At 33.5% G+C, this 17,855-nt stretch carries 14 protein-coding genes; 7 read left to right on the top strand and 7 right to left on the bottom strand.

The window, feature by feature from the left end; all coding sequences use genetic code 11:
- Positions 1 to 32 precede the first annotated feature (32 nt).
- From ATE84_RS01900 to ATE84_RS01880, 5 genes are all read right to left on the bottom strand, one after another.
- Positions 33 to 725, bottom strand: coding sequence for a hypothetical protein (locus ATE84_RS01900; RefSeq protein ID WP_101445349.1), 693 nt, complete (start codon positions 723 to 725; stop codon positions 33 to 35).
- Between the two features lie 33 nt (positions 726 to 758).
- Positions 759 to 1,466, bottom strand: a complete 708-nt coding sequence (gene truB / locus ATE84_RS01895; RefSeq protein ID WP_101445348.1) for a tRNA pseudouridine(55) synthase TruB — start codon at positions 1,464 to 1,466, stop codon at positions 759 to 761.
- Between the two features lie 12 nt (positions 1,467 to 1,478).
- Complete coding sequence (locus tag ATE84_RS01890) at positions 1,479 to 2,273, bottom strand: undecaprenyl-diphosphate phosphatase (protein ID WP_101445346.1); 795 nt, start codon at positions 2,271 to 2,273, stop codon at positions 1,479 to 1,481.
- Between the two features lie 64 nt (positions 2,274 to 2,337).
- A complete protein-coding gene (locus tag ATE84_RS01885) occupies positions 2,338 to 2,604 on the bottom strand; it encodes a DUF3098 domain-containing protein (protein WP_101445344.1) in 267 nt (88 codons plus the stop codon).
- The gene (locus tag ATE84_RS01880) at positions 2,588 to 2,992 is read right to left on the bottom strand and encodes a hypothetical protein (protein WP_101445343.1); all 405 of its coding nucleotides are present in this window, start codon (positions 2,990 to 2,992) and stop codon (positions 2,588 to 2,590) included. Before ATE84_RS01880 ends, ATE84_RS01885 begins: the two co-directional genes overlap by 17 nt.
- 248 nt (positions 2,993 to 3,240) lie before the next feature.
- Between ATE84_RS01880 and ATE84_RS01875 the strand changes: the two genes are divergently transcribed.
- A complete protein-coding gene (locus ATE84_RS01875; RefSeq protein ID WP_101445341.1) occupies positions 3,241 to 4,656 on the top strand; it encodes a CAP domain-containing protein in 1,416 nt (471 codons plus the stop codon).
- A gap of 164 nt (positions 4,657 to 4,820) precedes the next feature.
- Here the strand turns inward: ATE84_RS01875 and lgt are convergent, their stop codons facing one another.
- A complete protein-coding gene (gene lgt / locus ATE84_RS01870; RefSeq protein ID WP_101445339.1) occupies positions 4,821 to 5,642 on the bottom strand; it encodes a prolipoprotein diacylglyceryl transferase in 822 nt (273 codons plus the stop codon).
- Between the two features lie 8 nt (positions 5,643 to 5,650).
- Positions 5,651 to 6,529, bottom strand: a complete 879-nt coding sequence (locus tag ATE84_RS01865) for an ABC transporter permease (RefSeq protein ID WP_101445337.1) — start codon at positions 6,527 to 6,529, stop codon at positions 5,651 to 5,653.
- Between the two features lie 454 nt (positions 6,530 to 6,983).
- On the opposite strand from ATE84_RS01865, the gene ATE84_RS01860 reads away from it, so the two are divergent.
- The 6 genes from ATE84_RS01860 to ATE84_RS01835 all read left to right on the top strand — a co-directional run bounded on the left by ATE84_RS01860 (position 6,984) and on the right by ATE84_RS01835 (position 17,662).
- The gene (locus tag ATE84_RS01860; protein ID WP_101445335.1) at positions 6,984 to 7,970 is read left to right on the top strand and encodes a phosphatidylinositol-specific phospholipase C; all 987 of its coding nucleotides are present in this window, start codon (positions 6,984 to 6,986) and stop codon (positions 7,968 to 7,970) included.
- Between the two features lie 281 nt (positions 7,971 to 8,251).
- A complete protein-coding gene (locus ATE84_RS01855; RefSeq protein WP_101445334.1) occupies positions 8,252 to 9,997 on the top strand; it encodes a thiol-activated cytolysin family protein in 1,746 nt (581 codons plus the stop codon).
- A gap of 273 nt (positions 9,998 to 10,270) precedes the next feature.
- A complete protein-coding gene (locus ATE84_RS01850) occupies positions 10,271 to 12,031 on the top strand; it encodes a thiol-activated cytolysin family protein (protein WP_101445332.1) in 1,761 nt (586 codons plus the stop codon).
- A 387-nt stretch (positions 12,032 to 12,418) separates the two neighbouring features.
- Entirely contained in the window at positions 12,419 to 13,402 is a 984-nt protein-coding gene (locus tag ATE84_RS01845) for an IS110 family transposase (RefSeq protein WP_101445330.1), read from the top strand.
- 197 nt (positions 13,403 to 13,599) lie between these two features.
- Positions 13,600 to 14,523, top strand: coding sequence for a ketopantoate reductase family protein (locus ATE84_RS01840; RefSeq protein WP_101445329.1), 924 nt, complete (start codon positions 13,600 to 13,602; stop codon positions 14,521 to 14,523).
- Between the two features lie 142 nt (positions 14,524 to 14,665).
- Positions 14,666 to 17,662 (top strand): leucine--tRNA ligase, encoded by a 2,997-nt coding sequence (locus ATE84_RS01835; protein WP_101445327.1) that lies wholly within the window; start codon positions 14,666 to 14,668, stop codon positions 17,660 to 17,662.
- Positions 17,663 to 17,855 lie beyond the last annotated feature (193 nt).

Here is a 17,855-nt window from a genome sequence, read left to right as displayed (position 1 = left end):
ATATGGAATAGCTAATATATTAGATTATTTAATTAAGATCCGTAATTAAAATAATATGTAATAGTGCCCTTTTGTTCTTCTATATCAGAACGAGAAAATAAAGCTTTTCTGGCATAATCCATGGCATTATCAAAAAGACATTCATTTCGGGTAGTAGAATTTCTCTTGTCAATTTTGGTATTAACTACATATCCATTTTTATTGACCTCGATTTTTACGACTACTTTACCACTTCCGTTACAAGTGTATACAGGATTAGGTAAATCTATGGATTTCCTATCTTTTAAGCTATAAGTAAGAGAGCTATTTCTGTTGTTGGTTTCTTTACCTTCGGGTTCTGGTTTTTCCTTTTTTTCCTTTTCATTTCCCTCTTCTTCATCAATAGCAACTTCACCCTCTGTTGGTGTAGCTTCTTCGCTATCTTCGGCAGCAGTTTCGGTTTCTGTCAACGACTTCATTCGTTGTTCAAACTCTTCGGGATCTTCAAAATCTTCATTAAAAGCGGCGTGGGTCCTTTTGGCAGCAATTAATTGTCGATCTTCTTGAGCGATTAGTTCTTCTTCAGGCTCTTCTTCTTGGGCAAGAAATTCTTCAGGAATTTCCATTAAGATTTCAGATTGTTCTTTTTGCTTATTTATCATATTGATATTGTAAAGGCTTAGAACAATAATCCCCATCAACATTGACGTGATAATCAGAGCTTTATGTTTTTCTACAAATTCCATAGGTATCTATAACTACTTTTATTCTACAATATTTTATGTAGTTTCAATTTTTGGGGATAACTGGTTTTCAAAAGATTCAATTGTAGTAGCATCTTCGACCGAAAATGATCCTATTTTAGTTCTTCTTAAAACAGTTAAGTGAGCCCCACTATCTAATGCTTTTCCAAAATCATGTGCTAATGATCTGATATATGTTCCTTTACTACATACAACTCTGAAATCTACTTCTGGTAATTGGATTCTAGTGATTTCAAATTCATTAATAGTGATTTTCCGAGAGCTAATTTCTACAGCTTCTCCTTCTCGTGCATATTCATATAATCGTTTTCCGTCTTTTTTTAATGCCGAAAAAATAGGAGGATACTGCTCTATTTCTCCAATAAAAAGAGGTGTTGTTTTGTGTAAAGTTTCTTCAGAAATATGATCTATAGCAAAGGTTTGATCAACTTCGGTTTCTAGATCATAAGAAGGTGTTGTCGCTCCAAGTCGTATTGTTCCGGTATATTCCTTGACTTGTCCCTGAAATTCTTGTATACGTTTAGTGAATTTTCCAGTACAGATAACTAATAATCCTGTTGCTAGAGGATCAAGTGTTCCTGCATGACCTACTTTAATTTTTTTGATACCAAAATTCTTCCGGATAAGCCAACGAAGTTTGTTTACAACTTGGAAAGATGTCCATTGCAGCGGTTTATCGATCAAAAGGATTTGACCGTCTTTATAATTTTGTTCGGTTAGCATTATAGATGGGGGCTATTTAATAAAACCAAAACTGATGGCTAATAAGCCAACAAGAATACAATATACGGCAAAATAAGTTAACTTACTCTTTTTTACTAAGGAAATCATCCAGGTGCATGCAAAAAGCCCTGAGACAAATGCAGCTAGAAAACCAAGGGCTAATGGAACACTGTTTTCTGATGAAAAAGTAAGGTCACCACCAAGCATATCTTTGGCAATTTTTCCTAGAATCAAGGGAATAACCATTAAGAAAGAAAAGCGAGCGGCTTTGGTTTTGTCATTTCCTAACAATACCGATGTAGATATTGTTGCACCACTTCTTGAAATCCCAGGAAGCATTGCAATTGCCTGTGCAATACCAATTATAAATGCATTTGAATTGCTTACCGATTTTCGGGTGCTTTTTGCTTTATCTGCAAACCATAATAACGCAGCTGTAATGAGTAGCATAAAGCCAACAAACATAATATTCCCTCCAAAAAGCTTTTCTAATTGTTCTTCAAAAAATAAACCTACTATAACAGCAGGAATCATAGAAATGATAATTTTTAATGAAAAGAGAGTTTCTTCGTTTTTTTTGAATTTCAGTATTCCTTTTATAATCTCTAATATATCTTTTCTAAATACTACTATGGTACTAAGTGCAGTTGCAAAATGTAGTACTACGGTAAAAAGTAGAGATTCTTCTGGTACACTCTGGTCTCCTAAAATAGCTTTGCCAAGCTCAAGATGACCACTAGAAGAAACAGGTAAGAATTCGGTAAGCCCTTGTACTATACCTAGAATAATTGCGTCGATGATTTCCATAGAGAATTTTGGATTTTCTTAAATTTGACGCAAATATATAACTACCGTAAAATAAAATGTAGAATTACTGTTTTTTCTTCTGATCAGGATTTAGGAGAATAGCATACACTTCGATGCCAAAACCAATCAAAACAATAGTTGGTGCCAATCGAATCCTTCTAAAATTATAGATATCAGGATTAAAAATATTGGGGTCATCACTTCCTCCTCCTGCCATGAGAATAAAGCCAAGAGCAATTACTGCTATTCCAATAGCCATAACAACATAGTTTTTCTTTCCAAAAACAAAATCAGGTTTTGAAGGTGTATTTTTATTAGATTGTTTTTTCATGCTCATCGTTATCAATTTCGTTAAATATTACATCATTATCAATGATCAATTTGGATATATGTCCCATGTTTTTATCACGGGTAAATATAGTCCATCTTTTTATACCATACAAAGTAACTTTTTTATTAAGAATATCTGTGCGCAATTGTTCTAAAGTGAGTTGATATTGTAATCCGCGATTAATATAATAATAATGCTCATCATTTTTAAGGATAAGTACAATATCAAATCCTGGTCCTTCTTGTATATCGGTTACAACTCCTTCAATTTTCATAACATCATCGGGCTGTACGTTACGTACAGGTCTAAATGTTTGAATTACCGCTATCATAAAGGCAATAAAAAGTACAAAAATGATCGAAAGATATATTTTACCGATTTTACCCATTACAGAAATATTATTATGTTTTTGATTTAATATTAAATGCTATTTTTTTCAAAGCAACGCATCTTACCTTTTTAACTATTATGCATAAAACGATTACGATGAGATGTATTTTATAGAACCCAAAACTATGTTTTTTCAAGAATAATTATATAAACTTTAACAATTATATGGGCAATAGAAAATCGTGTTTTAAGTTTTTAGTCCCTTAACCAAAACAAAAATAATAATTACACAAAAAATTTAAAACCATGAAAAAAATCATTTTATTCGTATTTGTTTGGACATCAATTATCTATGCTAAGCATGCTGATAGTCCAACACCTGGTATTTTCGGAAATTCTGAGAATAAAGCAATTTATGATGAAACTGGAAATGTTTCAGAAATCAGCAATAGAAATAATTTTACAAATAGTACGACTGCTAGTTGTACAGAAGTTGTTGTTGCTATTGTTTTTGATCGATATGCTTCGGATATCAGTTGGAAAATAGAAAGGGAAAATGGGCAAGTTGTAGTATCAGGAAGTAGTTATCAAAACTCTGCTCCAGATGTTTCAGAAAATGTATGCCTAGAAGATGGGATTTATACATTTATTATTAATGATTCATATGGTGATGGGCTTTGTTGTTCTTATGGGCAAGGATCATATGCAGTATCATTAAACGGAACAGCACTTGTTTCGGGAAGCTCATTTACTTCTTCAGAATCCAAATCGTTTACTATTGGTAAAGCTTCGCCACCGCCAACTCCATTAAATTTGGTAGGATCTGATATTACAAGTAATTCAGTACGTCTTTCCTGGGAGACTCAAGGGGAAGTTACAAACCTTACCACTTTTGATGTATATCATAATAATGAAGTTGTAAAAAGCATAAAAGGAAGTAAAGCAGTTACTCTGGATGGATTAACACCAGAGACAGCATATAGCCTTTCGATAAGAGCAAAAAATGTTCAAGGGGATCTATCAGAGTTTTCTAATACAATAAGTATCACTACGCTAAAAGGAACCGATGGTGGGTTTTCTAAAGAAATGTTAGACCTTCTAAAATTGGTAAACCAAGCCAGAGCAGCAGATGGTAAACAACCATTAAAAATGAATGCTAAATTAGTTGCAGCAGCAGAGTTTCATGCAAATGATATGAAGAATAATAACTTTTTCTCACATACAGGTTCTAATGGATCAAGTGTGAGTAATAGAGTTCAGAATCAAGGATACTCATGGAGTAGAGTAGCAGAAAACATAGCAAATGGACAGCGTACTGTTCAGGAAGTACACAATACGTGGATGAATAGCTCTGGGCATAGAGGAAATATCTTAAGTGCTAATTATACAGAGATAGGAATGGCTAGAGTAGCGAATCTTTGGGTTCAGGTATTTGCAAGACCATTATCCTCTGCGTTATCACAAGATAATTCTATAGCAGTAAGCAAAGTGAGTCGACAATTAAAGATGTACCCTAGCTTGTTATCAGGTGATCAAAATCAAATTAATATAGTGGGGCACAATGCCAATACTGTATATAAAGTACATAACATGACAGGTAGGATAATACATCAAGGAAAAATAAATGGTAATACTTTGGAAGTAAATTTATCACCGGGAATGTATTTGGTGAATTTTGTTATGGATGGAAAAACCATCACTAAACGATTAGTGAAAAAATAAAATCAGAAAAGATAGTATCACTATAACATTTGTAACCTGAGTTCGACCTAAGCTAAAATGTTATAAAAACCGTTTGGTATTGTCATAGAAATCGAATTGACATGATTAACTTACGTCTAACTCAGGTTTATAATGTAATCAGGCCCTTATTTTAAGGGCCTGATTTATTTATATAGCGTTTGTTTTTTACTAAAGACTAACAAAAGTATTCCAGCAAGTATAAATGGGATACTTAATAGTTGCCCCATATTTAGAATCATACCATCTTCAAAAGCAACTTGATTTTCTTTAAAAAACTCGATGATTAATCTTGCTGTAAATAGTACAGCTAATAATATCCCTAATAAAAACCCTTGTTTTTGTACGACACTAGTTTTTTTATAGAGATACCATAATAAGCCAAATATCAGTAAATATGAAAAAGCTTCGTATAACTGTGTTGGGTGTCTTGGGATCATATCATCCCGCACAAATACAACTCCATAATTACCATTAGTAGGTTTTCCATAGATTTCAGAATTCATAAAGTTTCCAAATCGTATAAATGCACCTAAAATAGGAGTTACAATTGCCATGCGATCCATTATCCATAGTACAGGAGTTTTATATTTTCGAGAATATGTAATAATGGCAAGAATGGCTCCAAGGCTACCTCCGTGACTAGCTAGTCCCGTAAATCCTGTAAAATGCCATCCGTCGTTTGTAATCTTAAAAGGAAGGAAAATCTCAAGAATATGATCTGAGTAATATTCAAAATCATAAAAAAGACAATGACCTAGCCGCATACCAGCTAATATGCCTATCATAAGAAAAGTAGATAGTTTCTCTAGTTTTTCTAAAGGAACATTCTCAAATGTATATATACGTTTGGCAACTCCATATGCGAATATAATGCCCAAAACAAAAAGAAGACCATAGTATTTAAGAGGAAATACTCCAAATAGTTTTATGATTTCTGGATCAATATTCCACTCTAGAGGTCCCATAAAACAGATTAATAGTATAATTCATCAGTTCTTAGATTTAAGAATCGTTGCGTAGCAAAAAATGTACTGATCCAGGTGATGAGTACTCCAATTCCAAAAATACCTGCAAATAAAATAATAAGTAAGATTTCATCATCTAGCAATGCCAGTTCTGGAAATGTTTTATTAAGATAATACAATACAATCCCAACTCCAATTAAAGCTACCATTGCTCCTATCATACCAAGTCGCACACTTTTCCATACAAAAGGCTTTCGAATAAATTTCTTTGTAGCTCCCACCATTTGCATGGTCTTAATAATAAATCTTTTTGAATATACCGACAAACGGATAGAGCTATTAATTAATAATACAGCAATAAAAGTAAAAACACCACTTATAAGAAGTACCCAAAAACTAATGCGCTTTATGTTATCGTTTAATAACGAAATCAGCGGTTTATCATAGATTACTTCGTCCACAAAATCTTTTTTGATAATAGAAGCATTTATTTCTTCAATTTTTACCTGATCTACAAAATCAGCTTTTAAATAGACATCAATAGAATTTTGAAGCGGATTGTAACCAAGAAAATCCATAAAATTCTCCCCTATATCCTTACTATGTTCTTCGGCGGCTTCGTCTTTAGAAATAAAAGTAGTTGATTTGGTATATTCTGCCAGAGCCAGAGTTTTTTCTAGTTGTTTAATTTCAACATCTTTGGCGGTATCTTTTAGATAAATCGTAAGTGCAATTTTTTCTTTAAAATGATCCGCTACTTTTTTAGTATTTAAGACCAATAAACCTAATAAGCCCAATAAAAATAGTACCAAAGAAATACTAATAACCACAGAAAAATAAGAAGAGATTAGTCGTCGTTTTTGGTATTTTTCAAAAGATGAGCTCATAAATAAATCGATTTGTGCGTAAAAATAATAAAGTTAACGAGACTTTTTATTCTAAAAAGCACCTCATTTTAGAATAAATTAGCTGAATCAGTCCTCTTGAAGATCAGAATCAGTTTTACTTTGTTATCAATTTTGAAAACAGATTTCTCAATTTCTATTAACTACGGTATATCAATAACGTATTCTTAGACGTAATTATTTTTGAGTTTATGGTTACAATACTCTAGAAAAACGTGGTATAAGTCTTTGTTCTAATTTCTAGAAATAGTAATGTTATATCAAAATGATAAGTACAAAAAACAAGAATTAAAGAAACGTATCTTCTTTATTTTCAACAATACCGCAGATCTGTCTACTTTTTGTCCCCTTGGGTTTTTTTATTCTTCACGAATCTGTAATTAAGTTTGAGAGACTACGAACTTAACTTTCTAACAAAAACCAAAAATTTATAATTATGAGAATCAATTGTATTACTAAATTTATTTTAGCTGTAGTGGCAATTTTATTTTTTCAATCTTGCGAAAAGGATGATAATATAGAACCTACTGTTTCCCAAACCACATTAGATGCTAGCAACATTAAAAAAGCTGTGCCTAGTTATTCCTTATCTAATTGGATGGGGGCAATTAATAAAAATGTAAGCCTTTCAGAATTGAGTATTCCGGGGACACATAACTCAGGAGCAAGGTTTGATCACTCTATTCTTTTGGGTACTGCAAAAAACCAAAAATTAACCATTAGAGAACAACTAAATAGCGGTACTCGTTTTTTGGATATCAGATGCAGGCATATTAATAACATTTTCACGATACACCATGGATCGGTATATCAAAAACTTAATTTTAATGATGTACTAAACGATTGCTTTAATTTTTTAAATAGCAATCCTACCGAAACCATTATCATGTCGGTAAAAGAAGAGCATGATCCAAGTAATAATAGCCGTTCATTTGAAGCTACTTTAACCAGCTACATCAACCAAAACCGCAGTAAATGGTATTTGGGGGAAAATATTCCTAAATTGAATAGTGTAAGAGGTAAAATTGTAGTATTAAGAAGATTTAATAAAAGAAGTAATACACCCAAAGGTATAAATGCTACCAATTGGAAAGATAACACCACCTTTACTATAAATAGTGCAAATGCAACTTTACAGATACAAGATAAATACAAAATTTCTGACAAGAATAATAAATGGAATAGGATAACTAGCTTATTGAGAGCTGCCAAAAATGGAAATAGTAATACGATGTACATTAATTTTGCTAGTGGTTACAAACCAGGTTGGTTTGGCGTACCTAGAATACCCGAAATTTCTAACTATATTAATCCTAAAATAAGTAGTTATTTTAGAAACAATACTTCTGGCCGTTACGGATCTATCATGATGGATTTTGCCACAGCTAGTAGAAATAAATTAATTATTAAAACTAATTTTTAGTACATAAACCCAATAAATCACACTCCTAATAACACCAGTAAAACAAGAGGAATCCCTTTACAGAACGTGATTCCTCTTGTTTTACTGTCAATTGTATTAGCTATAGTGTATAATAACAATTAAGATCCTGTGTCTTTTATAATTCATTGATTATCATAATGCGTCCCCTTTTTGTCCCCTTGCTTTTTTTTACTTCCTGTCGGTTAATAATTACGTTTGACCCAATAAAAACTAAATTTTATTAACGTAAAACCTAATTATTAACAAAAACACAATTAATTATGAGAACAAACAAACCCAGTTTCTTAAGAAAATATAGAGCTATTGCTTTTACAGGGCTTTTTTTAGGAGGGCTGATATCTTGTCAAAACGATGATCTTACCAATAATACAATAACCTCAAATCTAGAGGCAAGAGAACAATATCTTAATGAAGATATCCCTGATGGTATTAGTAACTTTGTTATAAAAGAACAATACAGTACAGATTCTAATGCAAAAACAAAAGAAGAAGAGAACTGTAACACAAAAACCTTTTCTTTTGACCAAACCGATTCAGATTTTTTTCTATTAGATGGTAATACTTCTATACAATGGCCGGGCAATTTATTAGGTTCGAGGTCTATACAAGAAGGAGCGCCTTGGGTAGTCTCGATTGATGGAGAAGATCGAAACCCTATTGAAATAAGAATAAATGCGGTGACAGGAATAATTGATTCGACATACAGAAAGATCAAAGCTCCAACACCATCACTAGTACAGCATAATCTAAATGCTATTTTAAATACATTCCAGGTTAATCATGGAAAGTTCCCCGCAAAATTTGCAGTATCTATAAAAAGAATACATAACGAACAACAATTACAAGCTGCGTTAGGTGCTGGGTATTCGGGACCAAGCGTCGATATATCTGGACAGTTAGGAATTAACTTTAATGAACAAAAAACCAGGTATGCCGTTAAACTTATTCAAACTTATTTTACTGCTTCTGTTACCCCCAAAGAGGGGATAATCGGCGAAAAAGGCTGGTTAAATAAGAATGTTGATCCTAGGAGACTTAAGAAGTATGGTGTGACCGATTTTGAAAATGTTAGTGCAGATAAGGCAAACCCATCTGCTTTTGTAGAATCAGTAACGTATGGCCGGTTATATACCATGATATATGAGTCTACAGAAAGAGCATCAGATGTAAAAGCTGCTTTGAAATTTGCTTATAAAGGGGTTGGTAGTGCTAATGCTGAGATGAATGTTAAGCATAAGAAGATTTTTAGAAGTGCTAATGTAATAGTTAGGCAATTAGGAGGAAATGCTTCAGATGGTATCGCATCTTCATTGGCAGCCTTTGCTAATAACTTAGATGAAGTTATAGCACTTTTGAAAAAAGGAGCAGAAGTATCTCAAGAAAATCCAGGATATCCAATTTCATATAAAGTTAATTATGCTCAAAATAATAGGCCTTTTAAAGTAACTCAGAATATAAAATATAAAGTTAAAACATGTGATCTTGTAGATTATGAGACGATTAGATTAGATCCTATTGATGTCGCTTTGTATGGAGGTAGTGATCATGGTACTAGTGGTGCCGAGCTTTTTGGAAAATTATATGTGGAGAAATACAATAAAGATAACAATAAGTGGTATTCTGTAGGCAAAAAAATATATTGGGGGAGGTATAATAACCAAGAATTAGATTACTTCCCGCTAGACGGAGTGAAAAAAGAAATAGCAAAAGGGGAAGTGATAGATTTTAAAGTAAAAACAGGAAGTGGTGAACGTTTTAGGGTTGTTTCAAGAGTAGGAGAATGTGATGACAAGTGTATTGTATTAACGGATGGGACAAGATTTATTGATTATGAATATAATACTACTACAAAGAAATGGGTAGATGTCGAAAAACACAATAAGGCTGTTTCAAATTATACAATAGGTGAATCTTTTGGAAAAAAGACCTGGAATGGGGCTAGATCTAAGGTTGAAGGAGGAGGCGATGTATATCTTGATTATTATACTTGGATAATAGATAATTAGAATAATAATTTGTTTATCATATTAGATAAGGGAGTGTTATTACAAAGACACTCCCTTTTTTGTTTTGATTTAGAAGGTTAAGAACAACAATTACAGGTTCTGTCTTTTGTAATTTACTGATTGTCAATATATTTATTTTTTTTGTCCCCTTTTTGTCCCCTTTTTGTCCCCTTGTGTTTTTTTGTTCTTCATTAGTTAATAATTAGGTTTGATTCAATAAAAACTAAATTTTATTAACGTAAAACCAATTTATTAACGTAAACACAATCAATTATGAAAAAAAATAAACCTGATTTATTAGTAAGGTATAGAGCTATTGCTTTTACAGGGCTTTTTTTAGGAGCGCTAATATCCTGTCAAAACGATGATCTTACCAATGATACAACGACCTCAAATCTAGAGGCAAGAGAACAATATCTTAATGAAGATATTCCTGATGGTATTAGTGACTTTGTTATAACAGAACAATACAGCACAGATCCTAATGCAAAAACAGTAGTAGAAGAAAATTGTATGACAAAAAACATTTCTTTTAACCAAACAGATTCAGATTTTTTTCTATTAGATCCTAATAGTTCTTTACTTTGGCCTGGCAATTTATTAGCTTCTAGATCTATACAAGAAGGAGCGCCTGTGTCAATCCCGATTTATGGAGAAGATCGAAATCCTATAGAAGTAAAAATAAATGTGTTGTCAGGAACATCTGCTTCGACACATAGAACGATCCCTGCTCCAACACCAGGAAAAGTACAGGATAATCTAAATACTATTCTAAATAATTATTATGATAGTGGCGCAAATTTCCCTGCAAGTTTTCAAATATCTATAGAAAGAATACATAACGAACAACAATTACAATTTGCTTTAGGTGCAGGGTATTCGGGACCAAGTGTCGATGTATCCGGAAAGTTAGGAATTAACTTTAATGAACAAAAAACAAGGTTTGCCGTTACACTTCAGCAACGTTTTTTTACTACTTCTGTTTCTCCCAAAGAGAACATAATCGGCCAATATGGATGGTTAAATAATAATGTTGCTCCCAAAAGACTTGATCCCTATGTAACCGATTTTAAAGAGGTTAGTGCGGATCAGGCAAACCCATCTTCTTTTATAGAATCAGTAACGTATGGGCGGTTATACACCATGATATACGAGTCTACAGAAAGAGCATCAGAAGTAGAAGCTGCTTTGAAATTTGCTTATAATGGGCTTGGTAATGTTAATTCTGAGCTGAATGTTCGTTATAAGAAGATTTTTAAAAATGCTACTGTAAAGGTTAGGCAATTAGGAGGGAATCCTGCAGATGGTATCGCATCATCATTATCTGGTTTAGCGAATAACTTAGATAAAGTTGTAGAATTTTTGGCAAAAGGAGCAGAAGTATCTCGTCAAAATCCAGGATATCCAATTTCATATAAAGTTAATTATGTTAAAAATAATAGACCTTTTAAAGTAACTCAGAATATAAGATATAAAGTTAAAACATGTGATCTTGTAAATTATGAGACGATTAGAATAGATCCTCTTACTGTTCATTTAAGTAAAGGTGATGATCATGGGACTCATGGTGCTGAGCTTTTTGGAAGATTATATGTAGAGAAATATGATGCAAAAAATCGCAGATGGTATTCTGTAGACGGAACAATATATTGGGGGTATGGTGTAGAACACCGCACAAGGGATTATTATCCGCTAAATGGAAAGAAAAGAGAAATAGGAAAAGAACAAGTGATAGATTTTAAAGTAAAAACAGGAAGTGGTCAACGTTTTAGAGTTGTCTCAGAAGTAGGAGAATGTGATGCTAGATGTCGCCCATATATTGATACAGAATTACCGAACGGGAGAAGATATATTACGTATCAGTATAATAGCCAGACAAAGAAATGGGAAGATTTTAAGAGGCACAATCCATACGTTCCAAATTATAACATAGGTACATCCTTTTACCAAAGAACCTGGAATGGAGCTAGGTCTAAAGTTAATGGAGGAATTGTTACATATGTTGATTATTTATCATATGTAATAAAAAAATAAGACATTAACCCGTTGTGAATTTGAGGTTTTTTAATTCAAAATTCGTCAATTCGAGTGCTTCGACCAAAGGAAGAAGTGTATCGAGAATAGAATTTTGAATCAAAAAAGCTATTCTCGGTAGTTCTGCTGAGCTTGCCGAAGTACAATTTTTCTTCATTCTATTCCGAAAAACCACTCCTTTAGACTTGCATAATTATATTTATTGAAATAAAAAAGAGCAGAACTTAAGTACACTAATAACACTCAGAAGGGTAAACTTCATAGTTCGATTTAGACTTAAGTTCTTTCTTTCATCAACAATCTCTAATAGAAATTCGGGATTTTAAGCCCATTATCAAGGAGTCGAGTTATGATGAAAATGCTCTTTTCATTCAGAGAGGTAAAATTATGAAAAGTATTTATTTAGGAATTGACATTAGTAAAAAAACATTAGATATTTGTTTAGTTGATCAGAAATCAGAAGCATTCTTTAAGATTGAAAATAAAATCAAAGCGATTAAAAAACTCTTTAAGCAGATAACTACTTTAGATGCTGAGATCTTTATTGCAATGGAAAATACTGGTCTTTATAATTATAATTTATATGAAGTTTTGAAGGATTATTCATTTAATGTTTATGTGATCGATCCTAAGCACATTAAACGAAGCATCGGTTTAGTTCGTGGTAAGAATGATAAAGTTGATGCTAAGCGCATTGCTACTTTTATTGAAAGGAACTATCAAGATTTTGATTGCTGGAAGCCCACAAGTGAGGCTGTACAAAATATAAAAATACTGATGAGCCAACGTAGACATAAGGTAAAAACTAGACAGGCTATTAAACAACAAAATAAGGAGCTTAAAACAGTTAAAAGGACTAAAATAATAAGTTCCTCAATGAAAATCAATTTAAAAGAAATTGAGCAGATTAATAAACATATAGCGGCTATAGAAAAATTGATTAAAGAGGAGATAGCTAATGATTCTGTTTTGGAAAAGGACATAGAACGTATCAGAACTATACCAGGAATAGGATCAGTTACAGCTTGGACTTTAGCTGTGAAAACTGATGGTTTTGTGCGATTGACTAATCCGAGAAAACTAGCTTGTTTTGCTGGCGTTGTTCCATTCGAACAACAAAGTGGAACAAGTCTAAAGACAAAACCAAGAGTATCAAAAATGGCGGATATGCAACTTAAATCCGTGCTCCAAATGGCAGCTATGAGAGCAGTAAGAATGGATAACGATCTTAAACACTTTTACTTGAGAAAAGTAGAAGAAGGTAAGAACAAAATGAGTGTACTCAATGCTGTTAGAAACAAACTAATACATATCGCAATGGCATTAATAAAAAACAAATCTTTTTATGAAAACCGTTTGGTATTGTCATAGAAATCGAATTGACAAATTTTTATGCTATTAATTTCTAAATGCACAACAGGTGACATTATTTTAATTAGTTTTTTCGAGAAAGGGAGTGTTATTATAAAAGACACTTCCTTTTTTGTTTTGATTCATAAGGTTAAGAAGCTTGAAGAATTTACTAAATTTGAGCATACGTTTTGATCGTGTTAAAAATAATGTAAAAGATGCATACAGTCATTATAGGAGTTGGAGGAGTCGGCGGCTATTTCGGAGGAAAAATCAGTGATTCTGGTCAAAAAGTAACTTTGGTAGCCAGAGGTGAGCATCTCGAAGTTATTAAAAAGAATGGATTGCAAGTTAAAAGCATCAATGGGGATTTTGTAACTCATCCATTTCATGCAACAGATCAGATTGGTACTACAGAAAAAGCAGATATAGTACTGATCTGTACAAAATCCTGGCAAGTGGCAGAAGCGGCAAAATTGATCAAACCGATTTTAAAAGAAGATACAGTTATTATTCCATTACAAAACGGTGCCGATAATGCAGAAAAAGTATGCTCTGTAGTAGAGACAAAGTATGTTCTGGGTGGGTTGTGCAAAATCTACAGTAAAATAGAAGCTCCGGGCATTATTTCTCATTTTGGCCATCAACCCGAAGTTGTTTTTGGAGAACTAGACAAAAGTGAAACCGAGCGTCTGCAAAAAGTAAAAAAAGTATTTGATAAAGCAGGATTTAACAATGCAATCTCTAAAGATATTGAAGTAGATATCTGGAGCAAGTTTATGTTTATTACTGCGGTTAGTGGCATTGGTGCACTTACCAGAGCTACGATCGGAGAAGTATATGAAAATCCGGAAACCCATCGTATTTTAGAACAAACCGCTACAGAGATTTATAATATAGGAATTGCCAAAGGCGTTTCTTTACCAGAAGATATTGTATCTCGGATTTTGGCTTTTATCGGTAAACAACCCTATGATTCTACAGCTTCTATGCAACGTGATATTATGGAAGGCAGACCATCAGAATTAGATAATTTTAATGGCTTTATTGTAAAAGAAGGAGCAAAATTAGGAGTTCTAACACCTGTAAATACGTTTATATATAGTTGTTTACAGCCTATGGAAACGAAAGCACGAAAATAACCTTTACATCATAAAATACTTCAAATAAGGAATCCGAGGTTGATATGAATTACATTTGGAACATCGTCATTAAGAATTAACTAGTGATGTTACCCTACTATCTTGAAGGTTTTAGTAAATTTGCGGTCTTAATTTCAGAATGATGAGCTACGATTTTAATTCTATTGAAGCCAGATGGCAAAAATATTGGGCAGAAAAAGGCACTTTTAAGGCTGAAAACAATAGTGATAAACCTAAATATTATGTACTGGATATGTTTCCATATCCATCTGGTGCAGGATTACATGTTGGGCATCCACTGGGATATATCGCTAGTGATATCTATGCCAGATATAAACGTCATAAAGGATTTAACGTATTGCATCCGCAAGGATATGATTCTTTTGGGTTGCCAGCAGAACAGTATGCGATCCAAACAGGGCAGCATCCCGCAATAACGACCAAAGAAAATATAGCTCGCTATCGTGAGCAATTAGATAAAATAGGATTCTCTTTTGATTGGAGTCGCGAAGTAAAAACCAGTGATCCAAAATTTTATAAATGGACACAATGGATCTTTATAGAGTTGTTTAATTCATGGTATGATAATGACGCAGATAAAGCAAGAGCGATTGATGACCTTGAAACGATTTTTGCTTCAGAAGGAAATACAAACGTCAATGCAGTTTGTGATGAAGATATAACACCATTCACTGCAGAGGACTGGAATAATTTTTCTTCAAAAGAAAAACAAGAAGTACTATTAAAATATAGATTAACCTATTTGGCAGAGACCGAAGTAAATTGGTGTCCGCAATTAGGAACAGTACTAGCAAATGATGAAATTGTAAACGGAGTTTCTGAGCGTGGAGGATATCCTGTGATTCGTAAAAAAATGACACAGTGGAGTATGCGAATCTCTGCCTATGCAGAACGATTACTTCAAGGATTAGAAACGATTGATTGGACTGACTCATTAAAAGAATCACAACGCAACTGGATCGGAAAATCTGTAGGTGCTAGTGTAACCTTTACTGTAAAAGAACATGATGAGGTAATCGAAGTGTTTACTACACGTCCTGATACTATTTTTGGAGCTACATTTATGACATTGGCTCCAGAGCATGAATTAGTTGCCAAGATCACAACTCCTGAGCAGAAAGCAGATGTAGAAGCCTATATCGAAGCAACGGCCAAACGTAGTGAACGCGAACGTATGGCAGATGTAAAAACCATTAGTGGAGTGTTTACGGGGGCCTATGCAGAGCATCCGTTTACCAAGGCACCCGCACCTATTTGGATCGGAGATTATGTATTGGCAGGATATGGTACCGGAGCAGTGATGGCAGTACCATGTGGGGATCAACGAGATTATGACTTTGCAAAACATTTTGATATCCCTATTACTAATATTTTTGATGGCGTAAATATCTCTGAAGAAGCTTTTGCTGATAAAGAAAAGACCATTATAGCCAATTCTGATTTCCTGAATGGACTAAACTATAAAAAAGCAACCAAAACTGCGATTTATGAGCTAGAAAAACTAGGTCAGGGACAAGGTAAAACGAATTATAGATTGCGTGATGCGGTATTTAGTCGTCAGCGTTATTGGGGAGAACCGTTTCCTGTATATTATGTAGATGGAATGCCGCAGATGATCAATGTAGCACATTTGCCGTTAGCACTACCCGAAGTAGAAAAGTATTTACCTACAGAAACTGGTGAGCCGCCATTAGGTCGTGCCGATGTTTGGGCATGGGACGCAGAGAAGAATGAGGTGGTGTCTAATGATAAAATTGATCATAAAATAGTCTTTCCTTTAGAATTAAATACCATGCCGGGATGGGCAGGGAGCTCGTGGTACCCGTTTCGATATATGGATGCTGGTAATGATACTGAATTCGCTTCCGCGGAAGCGATGCAATACTGGGAAAACGTGGACTTGTATATCGGAGGAAATGAACATGCAACCGGTCACTTGTTATATTCTCGTTTCTGGACAAAATTCTTAAAAGATAGAGCATACCTTACCGTTGATGAGCCGTTTAAAAAGTTGATCAACCAGGGGATGATTTTGGGTACTAGTGCTTTTGCATATGGTTTTGGGCCAGCTTTTTCTTATGAAAAAGTATCCGACTTAGGGGATTCAGTTAGGGAAGGAATAAGACAAAATAAAAAGTTTGTAATTCCGAAAGATTCATACGAAAAGGGCAAGAAACATGAATTAGATGAAATTACAAGCGAAATTGTAGATAAAATTGTTCAAGAATATAAAGAAAAAGGTTTTAATGTTAAGTATGTTGGGGAAGAGTTTGATGGTACATTTACTCCTTTTAGAGTCAATATTGATTATTTAAAAGGTCTTACAGATAACTTAAATGTCGAAGCATTAATTAAGGATCCAATATTTAGTTTTGTTAAGGATGCAATCTTCATTCTTAATGAAGACGGCGAGTATGTCACTAATCGCGAAGTAGAAAAAATGTCCAAGTCTAAATACAATGTGGTCAATCCAGATGGTATTTGTGAGCAGTATGGAGCAGATAGTTTACGTCTGTATGAGATGTTCCTTGGGCCATTAGAACAAGCAAAACCGTGGAATACCGCGGGAATTACCGGAGTGCATTCTTTCCTCAAAAAATTATGGAAATTATACCACAATGGCGAGACATTTGGTGTCACCGATACAGAACCTACCAAAGACGATTTAAAAATATTGCATAAAACCATCAAAAAGGTAGAAGAAGATATTGAGAATTTCTCGTTTAATACATCGGTAAGTACCTTTATGATTGCGGTAAATGAATTGACAACTCAGAAATGTACTTCTAGAGCAATCTTAGAACCTTTGATTGTGTTAATTTCTCCTTATGCTCCTCACATCGCAGAAGAGCTATGGAACAGATTAGGACATAAAGAATCTATATCTACGGCTGCATTTCCTGTATTCGAAGAGAAGCATCTGGTAGAGAGTACCAAACAATACCCTATTTCGTTTAATGGTAAAATGCGTTTTACAATGGAGTTGTCATTAGACCTAAGTAAAGATGAGATTGAGGAAGCGGTCATGGCTCATGAAAAAACACAAGAACAACTTGCTGGACGAGAACCTAAAAAGATAATCGTGGTGCCTGGTAAAATTGTAAATGTAGTCGGTTAGACTATTGAATGTTAGTTAGTTCTTTTTATAAAAATGATTAGGTAGTAAAAACAAAGCCACCGATCTCATTTTAGGAGATGATTTTACTATTGTTTGACGTTAAAATGTTGTTTTTTTAATCTTTTAATCAAAAAAATAACGATCCTTATATAATCACAGAATATTGATCTGAAAATGATTTTTGATTTCTATC

The sequence above is a fragment of the Aquimarina sp. MAR_2010_214 genome, from assembly GCF_002846555.1.
Lineage (GTDB): Bacteria > Bacteroidota > Bacteroidia > Flavobacteriales > Flavobacteriaceae > Aquimarina.
Note: the sequence above shows the minus strand (reverse complement) of the source record. Positions and strands in the feature narration are given on the sequence as shown.